This is a genomic window from Candidatus Delongbacteria bacterium (genome assembly GCA_041675285.1).
Lineage (GTDB): Bacteria > CAIWAD01 > CAIWAD01 > CAIWAD01 > CAIWAD01 > CAIWAD01.
Window position 1 is genome coordinate 1 of the sequence record JBAYTZ010000006.1, and the last position, 15,233, is coordinate 15,233.

A 15,233-nucleotide genomic window follows, 5' to 3' on the forward strand; every position below is an offset into this window, starting at 1 on the left:
CCCCGGCTTGACCGGGGGATCCCATCACAGGGCTGCCATCCGGCCGCTAATGCGCAGATGTAAACCCCGCTTGACAGTGCTCTGGCACCGGCCTGGCACCGGTCTGGCACCGACCTGGCACCGGCCTGGCACCGGCCTGGCACCATGTTTTCCACCTTTCTGCTTGCGCCAGAAAGGTGGAGCCAAAGAGGCGCTTTTTTCAGCGGCCGTAACTAGCCCGCCTCACGGCGGGCGTCGAACAGACGGCCGAGCCAACTGATTCCTGCCACCATGTAATTGGTTCCGCCTGACGGCGTCACCACCGGGTTCTGGTTCAGCCCTGTGGGCTTCACCTCACGAAATGCAAATCGCTACATCGTCTTCGAGACTTCGGGCCTTTGTGCGCAAACAGTCCACTGGAAGTCCACGTCTCGACCGAAGCCAAATCCAATGAGAACTCTGTGCCTCTGTGCCTCCGTGGTGGTGATTCCTCGATCAGCCTTCACCTCACGTGACACAAATCTTCTTCGAGTCTTCGAGCCTTCGTGCTCTAACAGACCATCGAACCCGCCACACCCAACCCAGGCAAAAACCTCTTCTAGCTCTGTGCCTCTGCGCCTCTGTGGTGAGAACCCCCGGCAGGGGCACTCACTCGAGGGCGGTCAGCCCCTCGAACAGGGCCCGCGCGTAGAGGCTGGCGTCGAAGGGCTCCAGGTCCTGCAACTGTTCGCCCACGCCGATCCAGCGCACGGGGATGCCCAGCTCCTGGTGGATGGCCAGGGCGATCCCGCCCCGGGCCGTGCCGTCCAGTTTGGTGAGGACCAAGCCGGTCACGCCCGTGGCCTCCGTGAAGATCCGCGCCTGGCTGAGGGCGTTCTGCCCCGTGGTGCCGTCCAGCACCAACAGCACCTCGTGGGGGGCCGTGGGCACCTTGCGGCTCAGCACGCGCGTGATCTTGTCCAGTTCCAGCATGAGGTTCTTCTTGTTGTGCAGGCGTCCCGCCGTGTCCACCAGCACCAGGTCGTGGCCGCGCGCCAGGGCCGCGCTCAGCCCGTCGAAGGCCACGGCCGCCGGGTCCGCCCCGGCCGCGGCGCGCACCAGATCCACGCCCGCCCGCCCGGCCCAGACTTCCAGCTGCTCGGCCGCCGCAGCGCGGAAGGTGTCCGCGGCCACCAGCAGTACGCTGCGGCCCTCGGCCTTGCCCCGGGCCGCCAGTTTGGCCGCCGTGGTGGTCTTGCCGCTGCCGTTGACGCCCACCACGAGCACCACACGGGGTTCGCCCGGAGCGGGCTGGCGCAGCTCGGCGGTGGCACCGTGCAGCAGGGCCAGCAGCTCCTCCTCGATCAATTGCTCCAGCGGCGTGTCCGCGTCGCCGCGGATGCGCTGGCGCAGGGCCTCGATCACCTTTTCCGTCGTGTCCAGCCCCAGGTCGGCGGAGAGCAGGATCTCCTCGAGCTCGTCGAGCATGGCCGCGTCCACCCGCCGGCCGGTGCCCAGCAGTTCGCGCAACCGCCCGCCCAACTCCTCGCGCGTGCGGGTCATGGCCTGGCTCAGGCGTTTCAGCAGATTCATGCCGCGCGGGCCCCGGGCTGGCTCATGCGTCTTCCTCCTGGTTCCATTTCAACTTGTCGCGCAGCACGCCGATGAAGCCCGGCAGGCGGGGCTTGAGCAGCCGCGCCACTTTGGGCGAGCGCTCCACGCGCACCACGGCGTCCTCGGAGAGCGAGCGGTTCAGCCGACCGTCCACGCTCAGCTCCATGCAGCCGTGGCGCGAGCGGATCCGCGTCTCGATGCGCGAGCCCGGCGCCACCACGATGGGCCGCACGCTGACCGAGTGCGGCATCACGGGCGTGAGCACGATGGCCTCCATCCCGGGATCGAGGATCGGCCCGCCCCCGCCCAGGTTGTAAGCCGTGGAGCCCGTGGGCGTGGCGTGGATCAGCCCATCGCCGGTGACCATGAACAAAGTCTCGTCGTTGATCCGCGTCACCAGCCGCACCACGCGGCCGGGCAGGCCGCTGCTCACCACCACGTCGTTCAGGGCGTCGGCGCTGAGCCGCTCCACGCCCGGGTGGCCGGCTTCCTCCACGCTCACGCGCAGCATCATGCGCCGCTCTTCGCGCAGCCGGCCCGCGGCCAGGTCCTCCAGGCTGCGGGCGAGCTGGTCGGGCGTGGTGGCCGTCAGGTAGCCCATGGAGCCCATGTGCAGGCCCATCACGGGCAGCGTGTCGCCCACCAGGCCCACGGCGGCCAAGAGCGAACCGTCGCCGCCCAGGCTGAGCAGCAGATCCAGCCCGGGACCCAGCTCGGCCTCCGGCCGCACGGCCAGGCAGGAGGGTCCCAGTTCGTGGTCGCGGAAGGCGGCGCGCACCACCAGCTCGCGGGCCAGCTGGAAGCGCAGGCCCTGGGCCTCCAGCCCGCGCCGCAGCCCGGGCCAGATTTCGCGCAGACCCTCCGGCCGGGCGGAGCCCATGATGCCCAGCACGGCGCCGGGGGGCGGACACCAGCCCGGCGTGTCCGCCGCGGACGAGGGGCTCATGGCTGGAGCGCCGGCGCGGCGGCGTCCTCGCCCGCCGGCGCCTCGCGCAGCACCGTGAGCAGCTCCTCCTCCACGTGGCGCAGGCGCTCCTGGCAGAAGCGGTGCAGGAGCATGCCCTCCCGGTAGGCGGCCAGGCTCTCCTCCAGCCCGATCTCGCCCTCTTCGAGCTTCTGGACGATCTCTTCCAGCCGCTCCAGGGCCTCTTCGAAGGTGGCCGGCGCTTCGCTCATGCATCCTCCTTGGAAATCTCGTCCACCCGGGCCCGGGCCCGCCCGTCCTGGAAGCCCAGCTCAATCCGCTGGCCGGGCTGCAGCGCGCCGGCGCGCTCCACGGGCCGGCCGTCCTCGTCTCGCACCCGGGCGAACCCCAGCCGCAGGGCCAGGGCCGCCAGCCGCCCCGCCTCCAGCCGCTCCAGCCCCCGGCCCGCCTCCGCCAGTCGGCGGGACAGGTCCTCCAGCCGGCGCCGCAGCAGCGGATCCAGCCGGGCCGCCTGGCGCTCCTCGCGCTCCCTGGCCTCGCGGCCCAGCCGCGCGGCCAGGGTCGCCAGACGTCGCGGCCAGCCCTGCAGGCGGGTGGCCGCCCCCGACTGGCCGCGCTCCAAGGCGCCGCGCAAGCGCCGCTGGGCGGCCCGCAGTCCTTCTTCGGAGCGACCCAGCCGGCCGCTTAAGGCTGCGCGCAGGCTCTGCCCCTGCTCGTCCAGCGCCTGGCGCGTCTCGTGGAACCGGCGCAGGGGCTCGGCCAGCGCCCGATGCGTGCGCGCCGCCCGCAGGCGTCGGTTCTCGCGCTCCAGGCGCAGCCGCAGGCTCTGGGTCAGGCGCCGCCCGTCGCGCTCCACGCGTTCCAGCACCTGGATCAGGTCGGGCACGCAGAGTTCCGCCGCCGCCGTGGGGGTGGGGGCCCGCAGGTCGGCGGCAAGATCGCTCAGCGGCGTGTCAATTTCATGGCCCACGGCGGAGACCACGGGCAGCGGGCAGGTGGCGATGGCCCGCAGCAGGGCCTCGTCGTTGAAGCAGTAGAGATCCTCGAAGGAGCCGCCGCCACGGCCCAGGATGATCAGGTCCAGCTCCAGCCCCGGCCAAGCAGCCAGCCGCTGCAGCCCGCGGGCCAGCGCCGGACCGGCCTGGGGACCCTGGACGGGCACCGGCAGCAGGCTGCAGCGCAGGCCCGGCCAGCGGCGCCGGAAGACCTTGAGCATGTCCTGCAGGGCAGCGCCGGATTCCGAGGTGAGCAGGCCGATGTGGCGGGGATAGGCGGGCAGGGGCCGCTTGCGGGCCGGGTCGAACAGACCCTCCCGGGCCAGGCGCTCCTTGAGCTCCAGAAAGGCCTGGAGCAGCTCGCCCTGGCCCGTGCCCCGCAGCCGCTGCACGTCCAGCTGCAGGCGACCCTGGGGGCCATAGAACACCAGCTGGACCAGGGCCTCCACGCGCTGGCCGTCCCGGGGCTCGGGGGCGCCGGGCGCCAGCCGGCTGCGCCAGAGCACGGCCGGAAACTGGGAGCGCTCGTCCTTCAGGGTGAAGTAGCGATGGCCCGAGGCAGCATGAAGCTTCAGACCTGAGATCTCGCCCTGCACCCAGAGCGGGGGCCAGTCCTCCTCCAACCGGGCGGAGAACTCCCGCGCCAACTCATGCAGCGGCCAGACCCGGTCCGGATCGGGGCGGGATCTCTGGGTAGGACTCACGGCGCCTCACGAATGGCGGGAGGCCAGGACGACCATGGGGGCGCGGCGCGCCCCCATGGGAGATTCCACAGCTACGCGGCGGACTACTTCTTCTTGTGACGGTTCTTGCGAAGCCGCTTCTTCCGCTTGTGCGTTGAGATCTTATGACGCTTGCGCTTCTTACCGCAGGGCACGGTAGCCTCCTATGGACTGATGCGATTTCAGGCTTGATGATCCTGGATACGCTGCTTGAGCTTCTGGGCCGGCTTGAAGCTGGCCACGCGGCGCTCCTCCAGCCAGACGGTCTCGCCCGAACGCGGGTTGCGGGCCGGCCGCGGGCGCCTCTCTTGAATGCTGAACACGCCAAACCCGCGCAGTTCCACCCGGCCGCCCTTGCAGAGCTCGTCCGAGATGGTGTTCAGCAGGTTTTCCAGCACGACCTTGACTTCCTCGCGGGACAATCCGCTCGTGGTGGTGACCGCCTCCACCAGGGCTTCTCGATTCATCCTTCCTCCGATAGAATGATCACCAGGCGGCTGCCCGCATGGATCTCGTTGCCGCGCAAGTTATTCCAACGCTTCAAATCTGTGACCTTGACCTTGTACTGCCGGGCCAGGGCCCACAGACTCTCGCCGGATTTGACGACGTGCACCAGTTGCCGCTGGCCGCCCGCAGTGTCCGCCGCTTTTCCCGGGATGCGCAGACGCTGGCCCGTGACGATCTTGGCCCGGCGCCCCAGACCATTGGCCTGCACCAGTTGCTTGACGCTGATCCCATACTTGGCGGCGATGGCACCCGCGGTGTCGCCGGCCCGCACCACGTGGGTGCGGGTCTTCTGGCCCTTGCTGGCCTTGGGGGGCGACGCACTCTCGCGCCCGGCGCTGCGGGCCGATTCCCGGCGGGAGAGGTTCTCCTGGCCGGCATCCGCCAACTCCGTGCTCCGCTCGTCGACCTGCTCCACGGAATCCGGATCCGCCAGCAGCAGCTCCTGGCCGGGGTAGATCCGGTCCGCGCGCTTGAGCTGGTTCCAGTCCATCAACTTGGCCACGCTGAGGCCATGGGTGCGGGCGATGCGATCGAGCACCTCGCCGCGCCGGACCTTGTGGACGGGCAGGCCGTCGGAACGCGTCTGGGTCTTGGACCCGGCCTTGCGCGTGCTCTTGCGCGGCTCGGCCTCGGCCCGCTCCTCGCGGGGCTCGCGTTCCTGGGTGGAGAGCGGAATCAGCAGGACGCGCCCGGATTTGAGCTTCGAGCGCCGGCTGAGCTTGTTGACAGTGCGCAGTTCCGACGCGCTCACGCCGTAACGCTGGGCGATGCCCGTCACCGTCTCGCCCTTGCGCACCTTGTGGCGGACCCAGTCCTGGAAGGCGGATTCGGGCAGCTCCAGCAGCAGGTCGCGGCAGCGCTGGGAGGATTCCGCCGGCACGTAGATGTGGCCGCCGTCGGGGGGCGTGCTCCCCTGCACCAGGTGCAGGTTGGATTCGCGCAGAGACTCCTGGTTCAGCTCGAAGAGCTCGGCCAGGCGGTTGATGTGGATGCAGCCGGCGACCTCGAGCACGTCCAGCTCGGGCAGGTCCACGGGCTGCTCCAGGCTGAAGCCGTGCAGTTCGGCCTCCTGGAAGACCCGGCGAGCCGCCAGATAGGTGGGCACGTAGTTGCGGGTCTCGCTGGGCATGCGCGTGATGCTCCAGTAGTCGTCGGCGCCGCGCTTGATGGCGCGGTCGATGTTGCCCGGCCCCCAGTTGTAGGCGGCCATGGCCATGTACCAGTCGTCGTAGCGGTCGTAGAGACGGCGCAGGAAACGGCAGGCGGCGCGCGTGGCGCGTTCCAGGTCGAGCCGCTCGTCCATCCAGTAGTCCACGCGCAGGTCGAAGAGCGTGGCCGTGCCCGGAATGAACTGCCAGGGACCCTTGGCCTTGGCCCGGCTGGTGGCCGAGATCCGGAAGCCGGATTCGATCATGGCCAGGAAGATCAGGTCCTCGGGCATGCCTTCTTCCTGCAGAACCTGGCGGATGGTGGGGGCCACCTTGGGATAGCGGTCCAGCCAGATCTGGTAGAAGCGCCGGCCCCGACCGCTGACGAAGTAGTCCACCATCTGCTGCACTTCGCGCCGGTCGCAGTCCGGAATGTCCGGCATGGAGATCCGGCGCAGGGCCAGGCTGTCCGGCGCCTGCAGCACCTCGGCGAGCAGGGAATCGCTCTCCTGGTCGGCCGCACTGGGCACCAACACGGCCTGCAGCAGGGAATCCGGCGCGGAGGCGTAGGCGCTCAGGCTGTCGCTGAGCAGCTGCACCTGGAAGTCCACCGAGCGGTAGCCCTCATCCTCGCTAGGATCGGGACCTGTTTTCTCCAACAGGGCGGCCATCTGCCGCACCACGTCCAACTGGAGGGCCCAGCGCAGGGAGTCCATCCGCACGCCGGGCTGGCGCAGGTCGAGCATCAAGTCGCGCAGGCTGTCCAGGGCCGCCACGTCCTGGCCGGTCTGGGACAGGCCCTCCGCTTGCTGAAAGCGGCTGCGCAGCAGGTAGTACTGGTCGGCGGAGCTGAGGGTGTCCGGCGGGGTCGCCAGCTCCGGGCTGGCTGTCGCCTGGAGGGCCGGACGCAGGGTCGTGCAGGAGGCGGTGAACAGGGTACTGGCCAACAGGGAGACGGCGAATAGGTTCGTGACGGCGCGCGTCCATCCCGTGCGGCTTTCCCACATACGCTCGACTCCCTGGTCCCATGCCTGAATTGAAAGGCCCGTGTCGTGGCAGTTCCTGGCTGGAGGGTCTGCTCCGGGCGGCGTTCCGCGGCGAGCCGGGCGTGGAAGTGCCTGGCCGCGACAGGAAGTGCCAAAGTAGTAGCTGACCCGGGAAAAACAAACGTTTCGCGGGCTGGGACGCGGCCTTTTCTCCGGGTATGGCGCAACGCCTCATGGACTTCCGTCGAGCCAGGCCGTCAATCCGGCCAGCTGGGGACCTCGCAGTTCCGGGTGGGGGGTCAACGCCAGGGCCAGGGCGCCCCGCACCTCCCAACCGGCGGCGGCCAGCACCTCGGCGCACGCCAGCAGCGTGGCCCCCGTGGTCACCACGTCATCCACCAGCAGGACGGGACCAGGATGCAGGCGCCGGCCGCCCCAGGCGCGGCGGCGCAGACCCAGCTGGCCGGCCAGGTTGTGTCGCCGCTCCCGCCGGTCCAGCCCGATCTGATGCGCCCCGCCCCGGCGCCGCAGCGGCTGCACGCAGTCCAGGCCCCAGCGCCGTCCCCAGAGCCAGGCCAGCCGCGCCACGTGGTCGCCGCCCCGCTCCCGCGTGCGCCGGGCGTCGGCGGGAACCGGCGTCAGGCGCAGGCCGGCCCCCCGCGGCAAGGGACAGTCCGGCCAGCCCCCGGCCAGCCGGTGGAGCAGGGCCTCCTGGCCGCCGCGCTTGAGCCGGCGCACCCAGCCCAGCACCTCGTCCTCGTACCAGAACAGGGCCCGCACCGGCCGCCCGTCCAGCTGCCAGGCCGGCTGGTGGGCGCGGGCGCGCAGGGCGGCCAGGCAATCGGCGCAGGCCACCACAGGCAGGCGCCAGTTGGAGGCTTCGGCATCCAGTGGGCGGCCGCAGAGTTCGCAGGCGGCGGGCAGGAGCAGGCGGGCCAGCAGCTTCAAGCCAGGCATGGGATCCTCCCTTGGGGCCGGATCAACGGGTCCCGCCGCCGCCAGGTTGCGGCACTGGCGGGCAGGACGGTTGCTTGCGAGTGGAAGGGTGCGGGAGGCTGGACAGAAGGAAGAACACCGGGCCGCGCCGGCGGGGCGCGACCCGGTCCATGGACGGCGAGTTACTCCAGGACCGCCAGAGCCGAGCGCAGGTCGGCCTCCAGGTCCTCGATGTTCTCCAGGCCGACGGAGAGGCGGATCATCGCCGGCGTGATGCCCGCGCTGGCCTTGGTCTCCTCGTCCAGATCGCTGTGGGTCATGGTGGAGGGGTGTTCGATCAGGCTCTCCGTGCCCCCCAGCGAGACGGCCATCTTGCAGATCTCCACCCGGTTGAGGACCTGGAAGGCCTCGGCCTCGCCGCCCTGGACCTCGAAGGCGATCAGGCTGCCCGAGCCCGAGCACTGGCGCTGCCAGATGGCGTTCTGGGTCTCCCCCAATTCGCCCGGATAGTAGACGCGCGCCACGGCGGGGTGGGCCTTGAGCAGGGTCACCAGCCGCCGGGCGTTCTCCTGCTGCCGGCGCATGCGCACGTCCAGGGTCTCCAGGCTGCGCATCAGGAGCCAACAGGTGAAGGGTTCGGCCATGGTGCCCAGAATGGTGCGGAAGACCGCCACCTCCTTGAGCAGCTTGTGCGAGCCCATCAGCGCGCCGGCCACCAGGTCGCTGTGGCCGCCGATGAACTTGGTGGCGCTGTAGACGGAGAGGTCCGCCCCCAGGGTGAGCGGCTGCTGGAAGAGCGGCCCGAGGAAGGTGTTGTCCACCATCAGGAGGATTTCCGAGTCCGGCGGAGCCTCGCCCGTCTGTTTGATGACGCGGGCCAGGGCCCGGATGTCCACCAGCGAGTTGGTGGGGTTGGAGGGCGTCTCCACGTGGACCAGCCGCACGCGTCCGGCGCGCTCTTTGAGCAGGGCCTCGACCTTGGCCGGCGTGTCGCTGCCGGCACAGACCCGGTGGACCGTGATGTTCAGGCGCGGGCAGATATGCTCGAAGAAGAAGTCCGTCCCGCCGTAGACGGGATTGGTGCTGATGATCTCCTGGCCGGGCTTGACCAGCGCCAGCACGGTGGTGGTGATGGCCGACATGCCGCTGGAAAAGACCAGGCTCAAATCGGCGCTCTCCCAGCAGGCCAGCCGGTTCTCAAGGATCTCCAGGTCCGGGTTGTTGAGCCGCGAATAGATCAGGCCCATCTCCGGATCGCTGTTCGGGTCGCGCTCTTTCAAGCCGTAGGCCCACTGGAAGTAGCGCTTGCCCTCTTCCGCATTTCGGAACACGAAGGTGCTGGTGAGGAAGACCGGCGGCTTGACGGAGCCTTCGGAGAGGAAGGGATCGTAGCCGTAGCCCATCATCAGCGTGTCGGGGGCGAAGGGCCGGCCCGTGAGGGCGGAGCGGCGGTGCATGCTCATGGCGTGCTCCATCTATTGGTGGATGAACGGATTGACGAAAGGGCCGGCGGGCGCTCGCCGGGCGGGCTCAGGCGCGGGCGGGGGGCGAGGTGCCGGACTCGGCCCCCTCAGGGGCGGGCTGGGGCCAGGCGGCGCTCACGCGGCCGACCCTCCGGCGGCGGGCTGGTTGATCTCTTCCACCACGGCCCGGGCCACGCTCTCGGGATCCAGCTCGCTCAAGCAGGCCAGGGTGCCCAGTGGGCAGCGCCGGTGGCCGTGGATGCCGCAGGGAATGCAGTCCAACTTCAGTTGGAAGACCCGGTCGCGCGGGCCGCGCGGGCCGAAGCCGAAACCGGGGATGGTGGAACCGAACAGGGCGAAGGTGGGGATGCCGGCGGCCTGGGCCAGGTGCAGGGGCGCGCTGTCGTTGACCACGGCCAGGCGGCAGAGGCGCAGGGCCTGGAAGCTCTCGCGCAGCTCCAGCTCGCCGGCCAGCACGTGCACGCGACCCTTGCGGCAGCCGTGGACCTGATCCGCCACCTCGGTGCAGAGGGCGCGGTCGCCCGGGCCGCCAAGCAGGACGATGTCCGCCGCACTGGCCTCCATCACCCGATCCGCCAGGGTGCCGAAGTGCCGGGCCGGCCAGCGTTTGGTCTCCCAGAGGGAGGCCGGCGCCAGGGCCACGGGCAGCACCAGGCCGCGGGCCTCGAACAGATCGCGGACGCGGGCCTCCTCCAGCGGATCGGCGTAGAGGCTGGGGCGCGCGGGCTCCGCGCCCTCCTCCAGCGGACCGGCCAGACTGAGGTTGCGGTCGATCTCGTGCAGGCGGCGGGCGTCGAAGACCAGCTCGGTGTAGACCAGACTGCCCACGGCGCTGGAGAAACCCACCCGCTCAAAGGCCCCGCTGCTCCAGGCCAGCGCGCTGGAGCGCAGGCTGCGGTGCGGGCAGATCACCCGGTCCACCTGGTGGCTGCGCATCCGGCGCACCAGGCGGCGGAAACCCGCCCAGCCGGCGTCGGCGCCGCGCTTGTCGTAGAGAATGAGCTCATCCAGGCGCGGATCGCCCTGGAACAGGGAGCCGCAGCTCGGCCGGGTCACCAGGCCCAGCCACTCCAAGTCGGGCTCCCGCCGCAGGCGGTCCAGCAGCGGGGTCAAGAGGATCAGGTCGCCGGGAAAGGCGGTGTGGATGACGAGGGTGCGCATCTTGTTTCCAAGGTAACAGACCAAGGGGCGGGATGGAGCCGGACGGGGAACAAGCTCGGTCCAGCCATCGGCCGCCCGGGACGGGCCCTGGGAATCAAGCCTCCGGCTGGGTCTTCCAGCGGCGGTGCATCCAGAACCACTGCGCGGGCGTGCGGCGCACGCGCTCCTCCAGCAGGGCCGTGTAGCGCGCGGTCAGGGCCTCGACGTGTTCGTCGCAGAAGGTCCAGCCTTCGTCAAGGGGCACCTCGAGGAACTCCACCTCGAAGCGGCCGCCGGGCACGCGCACGCAGTTGACGAACATCAGCGGCACGCCCAGCCGCAGGGCGTAGACCGCCGCGCCCTTGGGCGTGGAGGCCGGGTGGCCGAAGAAGGGCACGAAGACGCCGTGGCTGCGCGCGTCCTGGTCGGAGAGGAAAGCAATCAGCCGGTTGCGGCGGAAGTGCTTCAGCACGCCGCGCGAGGCGTCGCGGGAAAAGATGATCTCCACCCCGTGCCCGGCGCGCGCGCGGTTGACGATCTCGTCCAGGACGGGGTCGTGGATCCGCTTGACGATGTAGCTCACGTCCAGCCCCAGGTCCACGCAGCCGATCCCCATCACCTCCCAGTTGCCCAGGTGGCCGCCCACGCCCATCAAGCCCCGGCCCCGCTCCAGCAGGCGCCGGGCCACTTCCGGAGCGAGGAAGCGCACCCGCTGGGCCTGCCATTCGTGGTCCATCCGCGGCAGCCAGAAGAGCTCCAGGCCCATGGTGGCGAAGTGGGTCATGCAGTCCCGGCAGACCCGGCGGCGCCAAGCCGGCGTGGAGTCGGGAAAGGCCTTGTGCAGATTGGCCAGCATCAGCGCGCGCCGGACGGGGATCAAGTGGAACCAGAGCCAGCCCATGGCCCGCCCCAGCGCCAGCAGCGCGGGATAGGGCAGCCGCAGCAGCAGGGCCACCAGCGCGTGCAACAGGAAGGCTTTCATTTCTCGGTCATCTCCTGCACGCCGTCCCAATCCGGAGCGGGCGGCTGGAGCCCGAACGCACGGCAACGGGCAGCCAGCGTGCGAGCCGGGCCGTCAGTGGGATTCTCTTCCAGCAGGGCCGCGAAGGCGGCGGCGGCGGCGCTGAAGTCGCGCGCCAGGTAGAGGGCGCGCGCCGCGTCCCAGCACCGGATCCGCTCCTGCAGTTCGGCAGCCCGGGGGGAGTCAGTCCGGTCCAGCAACTCCCACAGGTCCACCGGCTCCCGGCGGCCCTTGACCCGGATGGCGTCCAGCTGCCGGCCCAGGAAGGCCCCGTCCAGCCGGCGCCAGCTGTCGCCGGAGAGCAGGATGTAGGAGCCGTAGTACTTGTTGACGCCCTCCAGGCGCGAGGCCAGGTTCATGGCGTCGCCCATGGCCGTGTAGTCGAAGATCTGCCGGCTGCCCATGTTGCCCACCACCATCAGGCCGCTGTTGACGCCCACCCGGGCCTTGAGCTGGGGCTTGCCGCGCCGGGCCCAATCCTCGCGCATTCCCACCAGCCGCTCCTGCATGCGCAGCGCGGCCCGGGCGGCGCGCAGGGCGTGGTCGGCGCAGGGCAGGGGCGCGCCGAACTCGGCGATGATCGCGTCGCCCTCATACTTGTCAATGATCCCGCCCTCGTCCGTGACACACTGGGTCATCTCGGTCAGGTACTCGTTCAGGAGCTCCACCAGCTGGGTCGGGCTCAAATGCTCGGAGACGGACGTGAAGCCCTCCACGTCGCTGAACAGCGCGCTCATCTCGCGCTCCTCGCCGCCCAGCACCAGCTTGTCCGGGCTCTTGATCAGCTCGGCCACCACGGCCTCGGGCACGTACTGGGCGAACATGCCGCGGATCTGGGCCCGCTCCCGGCGGGCCTGGAGGAAGTGCAGGAGCGTGCCGGCGGTCCAGGCGAAGGCCAGCGCGGCCAGCGGCGCCACCAGCTCCAGCCAGAGGTTGTGGCGGACGAAGGCCCACTGGGCCAGGGCCAGCCAGCCGGCCGCCAGCGGCAACAGGAGCAGCAGGGCGCGCAGGGGGCCCAGCCGGCGCGTGATCCAGCCGCCGGCCAGGGCCATGGCGGCCAGCAGCAGCCAGGCGCGGGCGCCGGTGAGCGGGTTGACGATCCAGGCGCCGTCCAGCATCGTCTGCACGGCGTGGGCGTGCACCTCCACCCCGGGCATGAGCTGGCGGAGGCCCTGGTAGTTGAAGAAGGGCGTGCGCTTGTCGTCGTGCAGATCCGTGGCGCTCACGCCCACCAGGGCCACCTTGCCCGCGAAGGGATGGACCTCGCCGGGCCAGAGGGCCTGGAAGAGCGCGCTGTCGGCGAACTGCTCCACGTAGTCGGCGTCCTGGTCCGGGTCGGCCAGGGTGAACTCCGCGTCGTCGAGGAAGTCGGAGAAACTGCGGTGGGTCCAGGTTCCGGCGGGGCCGTAATAGTTGATGCGGACAGCGTTGGCCTTGCCCGGCTCCAGGCGCAGGGCGCGCTCTCCCAGGCGGCGCAGGCCGCCGGCGATGGGCCCGAAGGCCAGGCCCGCGCCACCGCGGCCCTCCAGCGAATCCAGCGTGTAGAGCAGGCGCGCCCCCAGCACGGCCCGCGGCGTGCCGTCGCCGGGATCGGGCAGGAAGAGCGGGTAGAGTCGGTTGACGCCGTCGGGGTCGCTCAGGTCATTGACCAGGGCCCAGGGCTGGCCGGTCTCCAGCAGGACGGGCAGCGGACGGTCCAGCCGCTGGTAGCCGCCGCGCTCGTAGACCAGCTCGCCCGAGAGCACCACCGGGGCGCACTCGCGAACGGCGGCGGCCAGCTCGGCCAGGCCGGCGGAGTCCCCCACCGCCTCCTCGGTGAATTGGATGTCGAGCACGATGAGCCGGACGCCCATCCGCTTCAGGTTGCGCAGCGCGCGGGCGAAGTGACCGCGCGGGAAGGGCCAGCGCTGGTTCAGGTCCTTGTAGCTGCGGTTGTCCACGGTGACCAGCACCAGCGGGCTGTGCTCCACGGAGCGCGGCCCGCGCAGCTGGAAGCGTAGGTCCAGGCTGCGGTCCTCCAGCCCGAAGAGCCCGGCGTCCAGCAGGCTGAAGAGCACGGCCAGCAGAAAGGCCACGCCCGCGGCGAGCCACCAACGCTGCAGCTTCGGCCTGCTCACTCATCCACCTCCGTTGGAATCACCACAGAGGCACAGAGGCACGGCAAGAACCCAGCTTGATGGTTCCGGGCTGTGTCTCTGTGACTCCGTGGTTCAAACCAAATGGCTCACTCGCCGGCGTCGGGCGCGCCCTTGTCGATGATCGCCGACAGGCCGGGGTCCGCCGCGCGGTACTCGTTAAGCTTGTTGCGCAGGGTGCGGATGCTGATCGCCAGCACCTCGGCCGTGCGCGTGCGGTTGTTGTTGTAGCGCTTGAGCGTGGCCAGGATCAGCCGCTTCTCCATCTCGTCCACCGTGATGTCCGCGGCGGGCAGCTCGAAGTCCCCGCCCTCCTCGGCGAACTGTTCCAGGGGCTTGAAACTGCCGGCGTCGAGGATCGGGCCGGTGGCCATCACCACGGCGCGCTCGATGGTGTTCTCCAACTCGCGCACGTTGCCCTCCCAACGCCGGGAGACCAGGTAGCGCATCCCGCCCTCCTCGATCCCCAGGATGGTGCGGTTCATGCGCTGGGCGTACTTCTTGAGGAAGTGCTCGGCCAATAGCGGGATGTCGTCCACGCGCTCGCGCAGCGGCGGCAGGGTGATGGGAATGACGTTCAAGCGGTAGAACAGGTCGCGCCGGAAGCGGCCTTCCTGCACCTCGGACTTCATGTCGCGGTTGGTGGAGCTGATCAGGCGCACGTCCACCTTGACCACGTCGTTGGAGCCCACCCGCTGCAGCTCGCCCTCCTGCAACACGCGCAGCAACTTACTCTGCAGATTGAGGGGCATCTCGCTGATCTCGTCCAGGAAGAGCGTGCCGCCGTCGGCTTCCTCGAAGATGCCCTTGCGGTCGCCCACGCTGCCCGTGAAGGCGCCCTTGACGTGGCCAAAGAGCTCGCTCTCCAGCAGGGCGTCGGGGATGGCCGCGCAGTTCTTGGCCACGAACTTCTTGTCGGCGCGGTCGCTGTAGTGGTGCAGGGCGCGGGCCACCAGCTCCTTGCCCGTGCCGTTCTCGCCCTGGATCAGCACGCTGGAACCCGAGGGTGCCACGGTGCGGATCATGTCGAAGATCTGCTTCATGACCTTGTTGCGGGCCACGATGCGCCCGAACTCCTCGCGGCCCTCCAGCCGGCCGCGCAGCATGCGCGTCTCCAGCAGCAGGTCGCGGTGCTCGAAGGCCTTGCGCAGGCGGTGGTCCACCTCGGCCACCATGCAGGGCTTTTGGATGTAGTCGAAAGCGCCCAGTTTGATGGCCCGGATGGCGCTCTCCACGCTGCCGTAGGCGGTCATCATCAGGACCATCTGGTCGGGCACGCGCCGGCGCAGCTCCTCCAGGAACTCGTAGCCGTCCATCCCGTCCATCTTGATGTCCGTCAGCACCAGGTCGGCGGACTCCTGGGCCAGCAGCTCCAGGGCCTCCCGGCCCCCGCCCGCGGTGCGGATCTGGTAGCCCAGCCGGCCCAGCCCCTCCTGGAGCAGCTCGCGGATCAGCTTCTCGTCGTCCACCACCAGGACTTGCCGGCTGCCCATCACGTCGCTCATGGCCACCTCTTCTGGGAGAACAACCCGATCGAACCACGAAGGTCACGAAGCTGCGAAGAGAGCACGAAGGCGTTGATCGAGTCCGAGCCCCGCTTGTAGGATCGGGGCCGACCGTGTCGGGCGCGCGCACAGCGCTTGCCTGTGGTCCGCCTCATTG

Annotated in this window: 12 protein-coding genes; all 12 read right to left on the reverse strand. The window is 70.1% G+C overall.

What is annotated here, in order from left to right; all coding sequences use genetic code 11:
- Positions 1–627 precede the first annotated feature (627 nt).
- Positions 628–1,551, reverse strand: a complete 924-nt coding sequence (ftsY, locus tag WC326_07300) for a signal recognition particle-docking protein FtsY (GenBank protein ID MFA7330862.1) — start codon at positions 1,549–1,551, stop codon at positions 628–630.
- A gap of 22 nt (positions 1,552–1,573) precedes the next feature.
- The gene (locus tag WC326_07305) at positions 1,574–2,518 is read right to left on the reverse strand and encodes an NAD(+)/NADH kinase (GenBank protein ID MFA7330863.1); all 945 of its coding nucleotides are present in this window, start codon (positions 2,516–2,518) and stop codon (positions 1,574–1,576) included.
- Entirely contained in the window at positions 2,515–2,748 is a 234-nt protein-coding gene (gene xseB / locus WC326_07310; GenBank protein ID MFA7330864.1) for an exodeoxyribonuclease VII small subunit, read from the reverse strand. Before xseB ends, WC326_07305 begins: the two co-directional genes overlap by 4 nt.
- Positions 2,745–4,196, reverse strand: coding sequence for an exodeoxyribonuclease VII large subunit (xseA, locus tag WC326_07315; GenBank protein ID MFA7330865.1), 1,452 nt, complete (start codon positions 4,194–4,196; stop codon positions 2,745–2,747). Before xseA ends, xseB begins: the two co-directional genes overlap by 4 nt.
- Positions 4,197–4,396: 200 nt before the next feature.
- Positions 4,397–4,681, reverse strand: a complete 285-nt coding sequence (locus tag WC326_07320) for an HU family DNA-binding protein (protein ID MFA7330866.1) — start codon at positions 4,679–4,681, stop codon at positions 4,397–4,399.
- Positions 4,678–6,876, reverse strand: coding sequence for a LysM peptidoglycan-binding domain-containing protein (locus WC326_07325; GenBank protein ID MFA7330867.1), 2,199 nt, complete (start codon positions 6,874–6,876; stop codon positions 4,678–4,680). Before WC326_07325 ends, WC326_07320 begins: the two co-directional genes overlap by 4 nt.
- A gap of 210 nt (positions 6,877–7,086) precedes the next feature.
- The gene (locus WC326_07330; GenBank protein ID MFA7330868.1) at positions 7,087–7,812 is read right to left on the reverse strand and encodes a hypothetical protein; all 726 of its coding nucleotides are present in this window, start codon (positions 7,810–7,812) and stop codon (positions 7,087–7,089) included.
- 161 nt (positions 7,813–7,973) lie between these two features.
- The gene (locus tag WC326_07335; protein ID MFA7330869.1) at positions 7,974–9,254 is read right to left on the reverse strand and encodes a cystathionine gamma-synthase family protein; all 1,281 of its coding nucleotides are present in this window, start codon (positions 9,252–9,254) and stop codon (positions 7,974–7,976) included.
- 135 nt (positions 9,255–9,389) lie between these two features.
- Positions 9,390–10,436: a glycosyltransferase family 9 protein gene (locus tag WC326_07340; GenBank protein ID MFA7330870.1), complete on the reverse strand. Its 1,047-nt coding sequence runs from the start codon at positions 10,434–10,436 to the stop codon at positions 9,390–9,392.
- A 94-nt stretch (positions 10,437–10,530) separates the two neighbouring features.
- Positions 10,531–11,397, reverse strand: coding sequence for a lysophospholipid acyltransferase family protein (locus WC326_07345; protein ID MFA7330871.1), 867 nt, complete (start codon positions 11,395–11,397; stop codon positions 10,531–10,533).
- Positions 11,394–13,553, reverse strand: coding sequence for an adenylate/guanylate cyclase domain-containing protein (locus WC326_07350; protein MFA7330872.1), 2,160 nt, complete (start codon positions 13,551–13,553; stop codon positions 11,394–11,396). Before WC326_07350 ends, WC326_07345 begins: the two co-directional genes overlap by 4 nt.
- Before the next feature lie 107 nt (positions 13,554–13,660).
- Positions 13,661–15,076, reverse strand: a complete 1,416-nt coding sequence (locus WC326_07355) for a sigma-54 dependent transcriptional regulator (protein ID MFA7330873.1) — start codon at positions 15,074–15,076, stop codon at positions 13,661–13,663.
- Positions 15,077–15,233: the final 157 nt, after the last annotated feature.

Coding starts and splice junctions, on each gene's coding strand:
- WC326_07325 (MFA7330867.1), bottom strand. CDS start 6,876: ATGTGGGAAAGCCGCACGGGATGGACGCGCGCCGTCACGAACCTATTC.
- WC326_07320 (MFA7330866.1), bottom strand. CDS start 4,681: ATGAATCGAGAAGCCCTGGTGGAGGCGGTCACCACCACGAGCGGATTG.
- WC326_07335 (MFA7330869.1), bottom strand. CDS start 9,254: ATGAGCATGCACCGCCGCTCCGCCCTCACGGGCCGGCCCTTCGCCCCC.
- ftsY (MFA7330862.1), bottom strand. CDS start 1,551: ATGAATCTGCTGAAACGCCTGAGCCAGGCCATGACCCGCACGCGCGAG.
- WC326_07345 (MFA7330871.1), bottom strand. CDS start 11,397: ATGAAAGCCTTCCTGTTGCACGCGCTGGTGGCCCTGCTGCTGCGGCTG.
- xseB (MFA7330864.1), bottom strand. CDS start 2,748: ATGAGCGAAGCGCCGGCCACCTTCGAAGAGGCCCTGGAGCGGCTGGAA.
- WC326_07330 (MFA7330868.1), bottom strand. CDS start 7,812: ATGCCTGGCTTGAAGCTGCTGGCCCGCCTGCTCCTGCCCGCCGCCTGC.
- WC326_07305 (MFA7330863.1), bottom strand. CDS start 2,518: ATGAGCCCCTCGTCCGCGGCGGACACGCCGGGCTGGTGTCCGCCCCCC.
- WC326_07355 (MFA7330873.1), bottom strand. CDS start 15,076: ATGAGCGACGTGATGGGCAGCCGGCAAGTCCTGGTGGTGGACGACGAG.
- WC326_07340 (MFA7330870.1), bottom strand. CDS start 10,436: ATGCGCACCCTCGTCATCCACACCGCCTTTCCCGGCGACCTGATCCTC.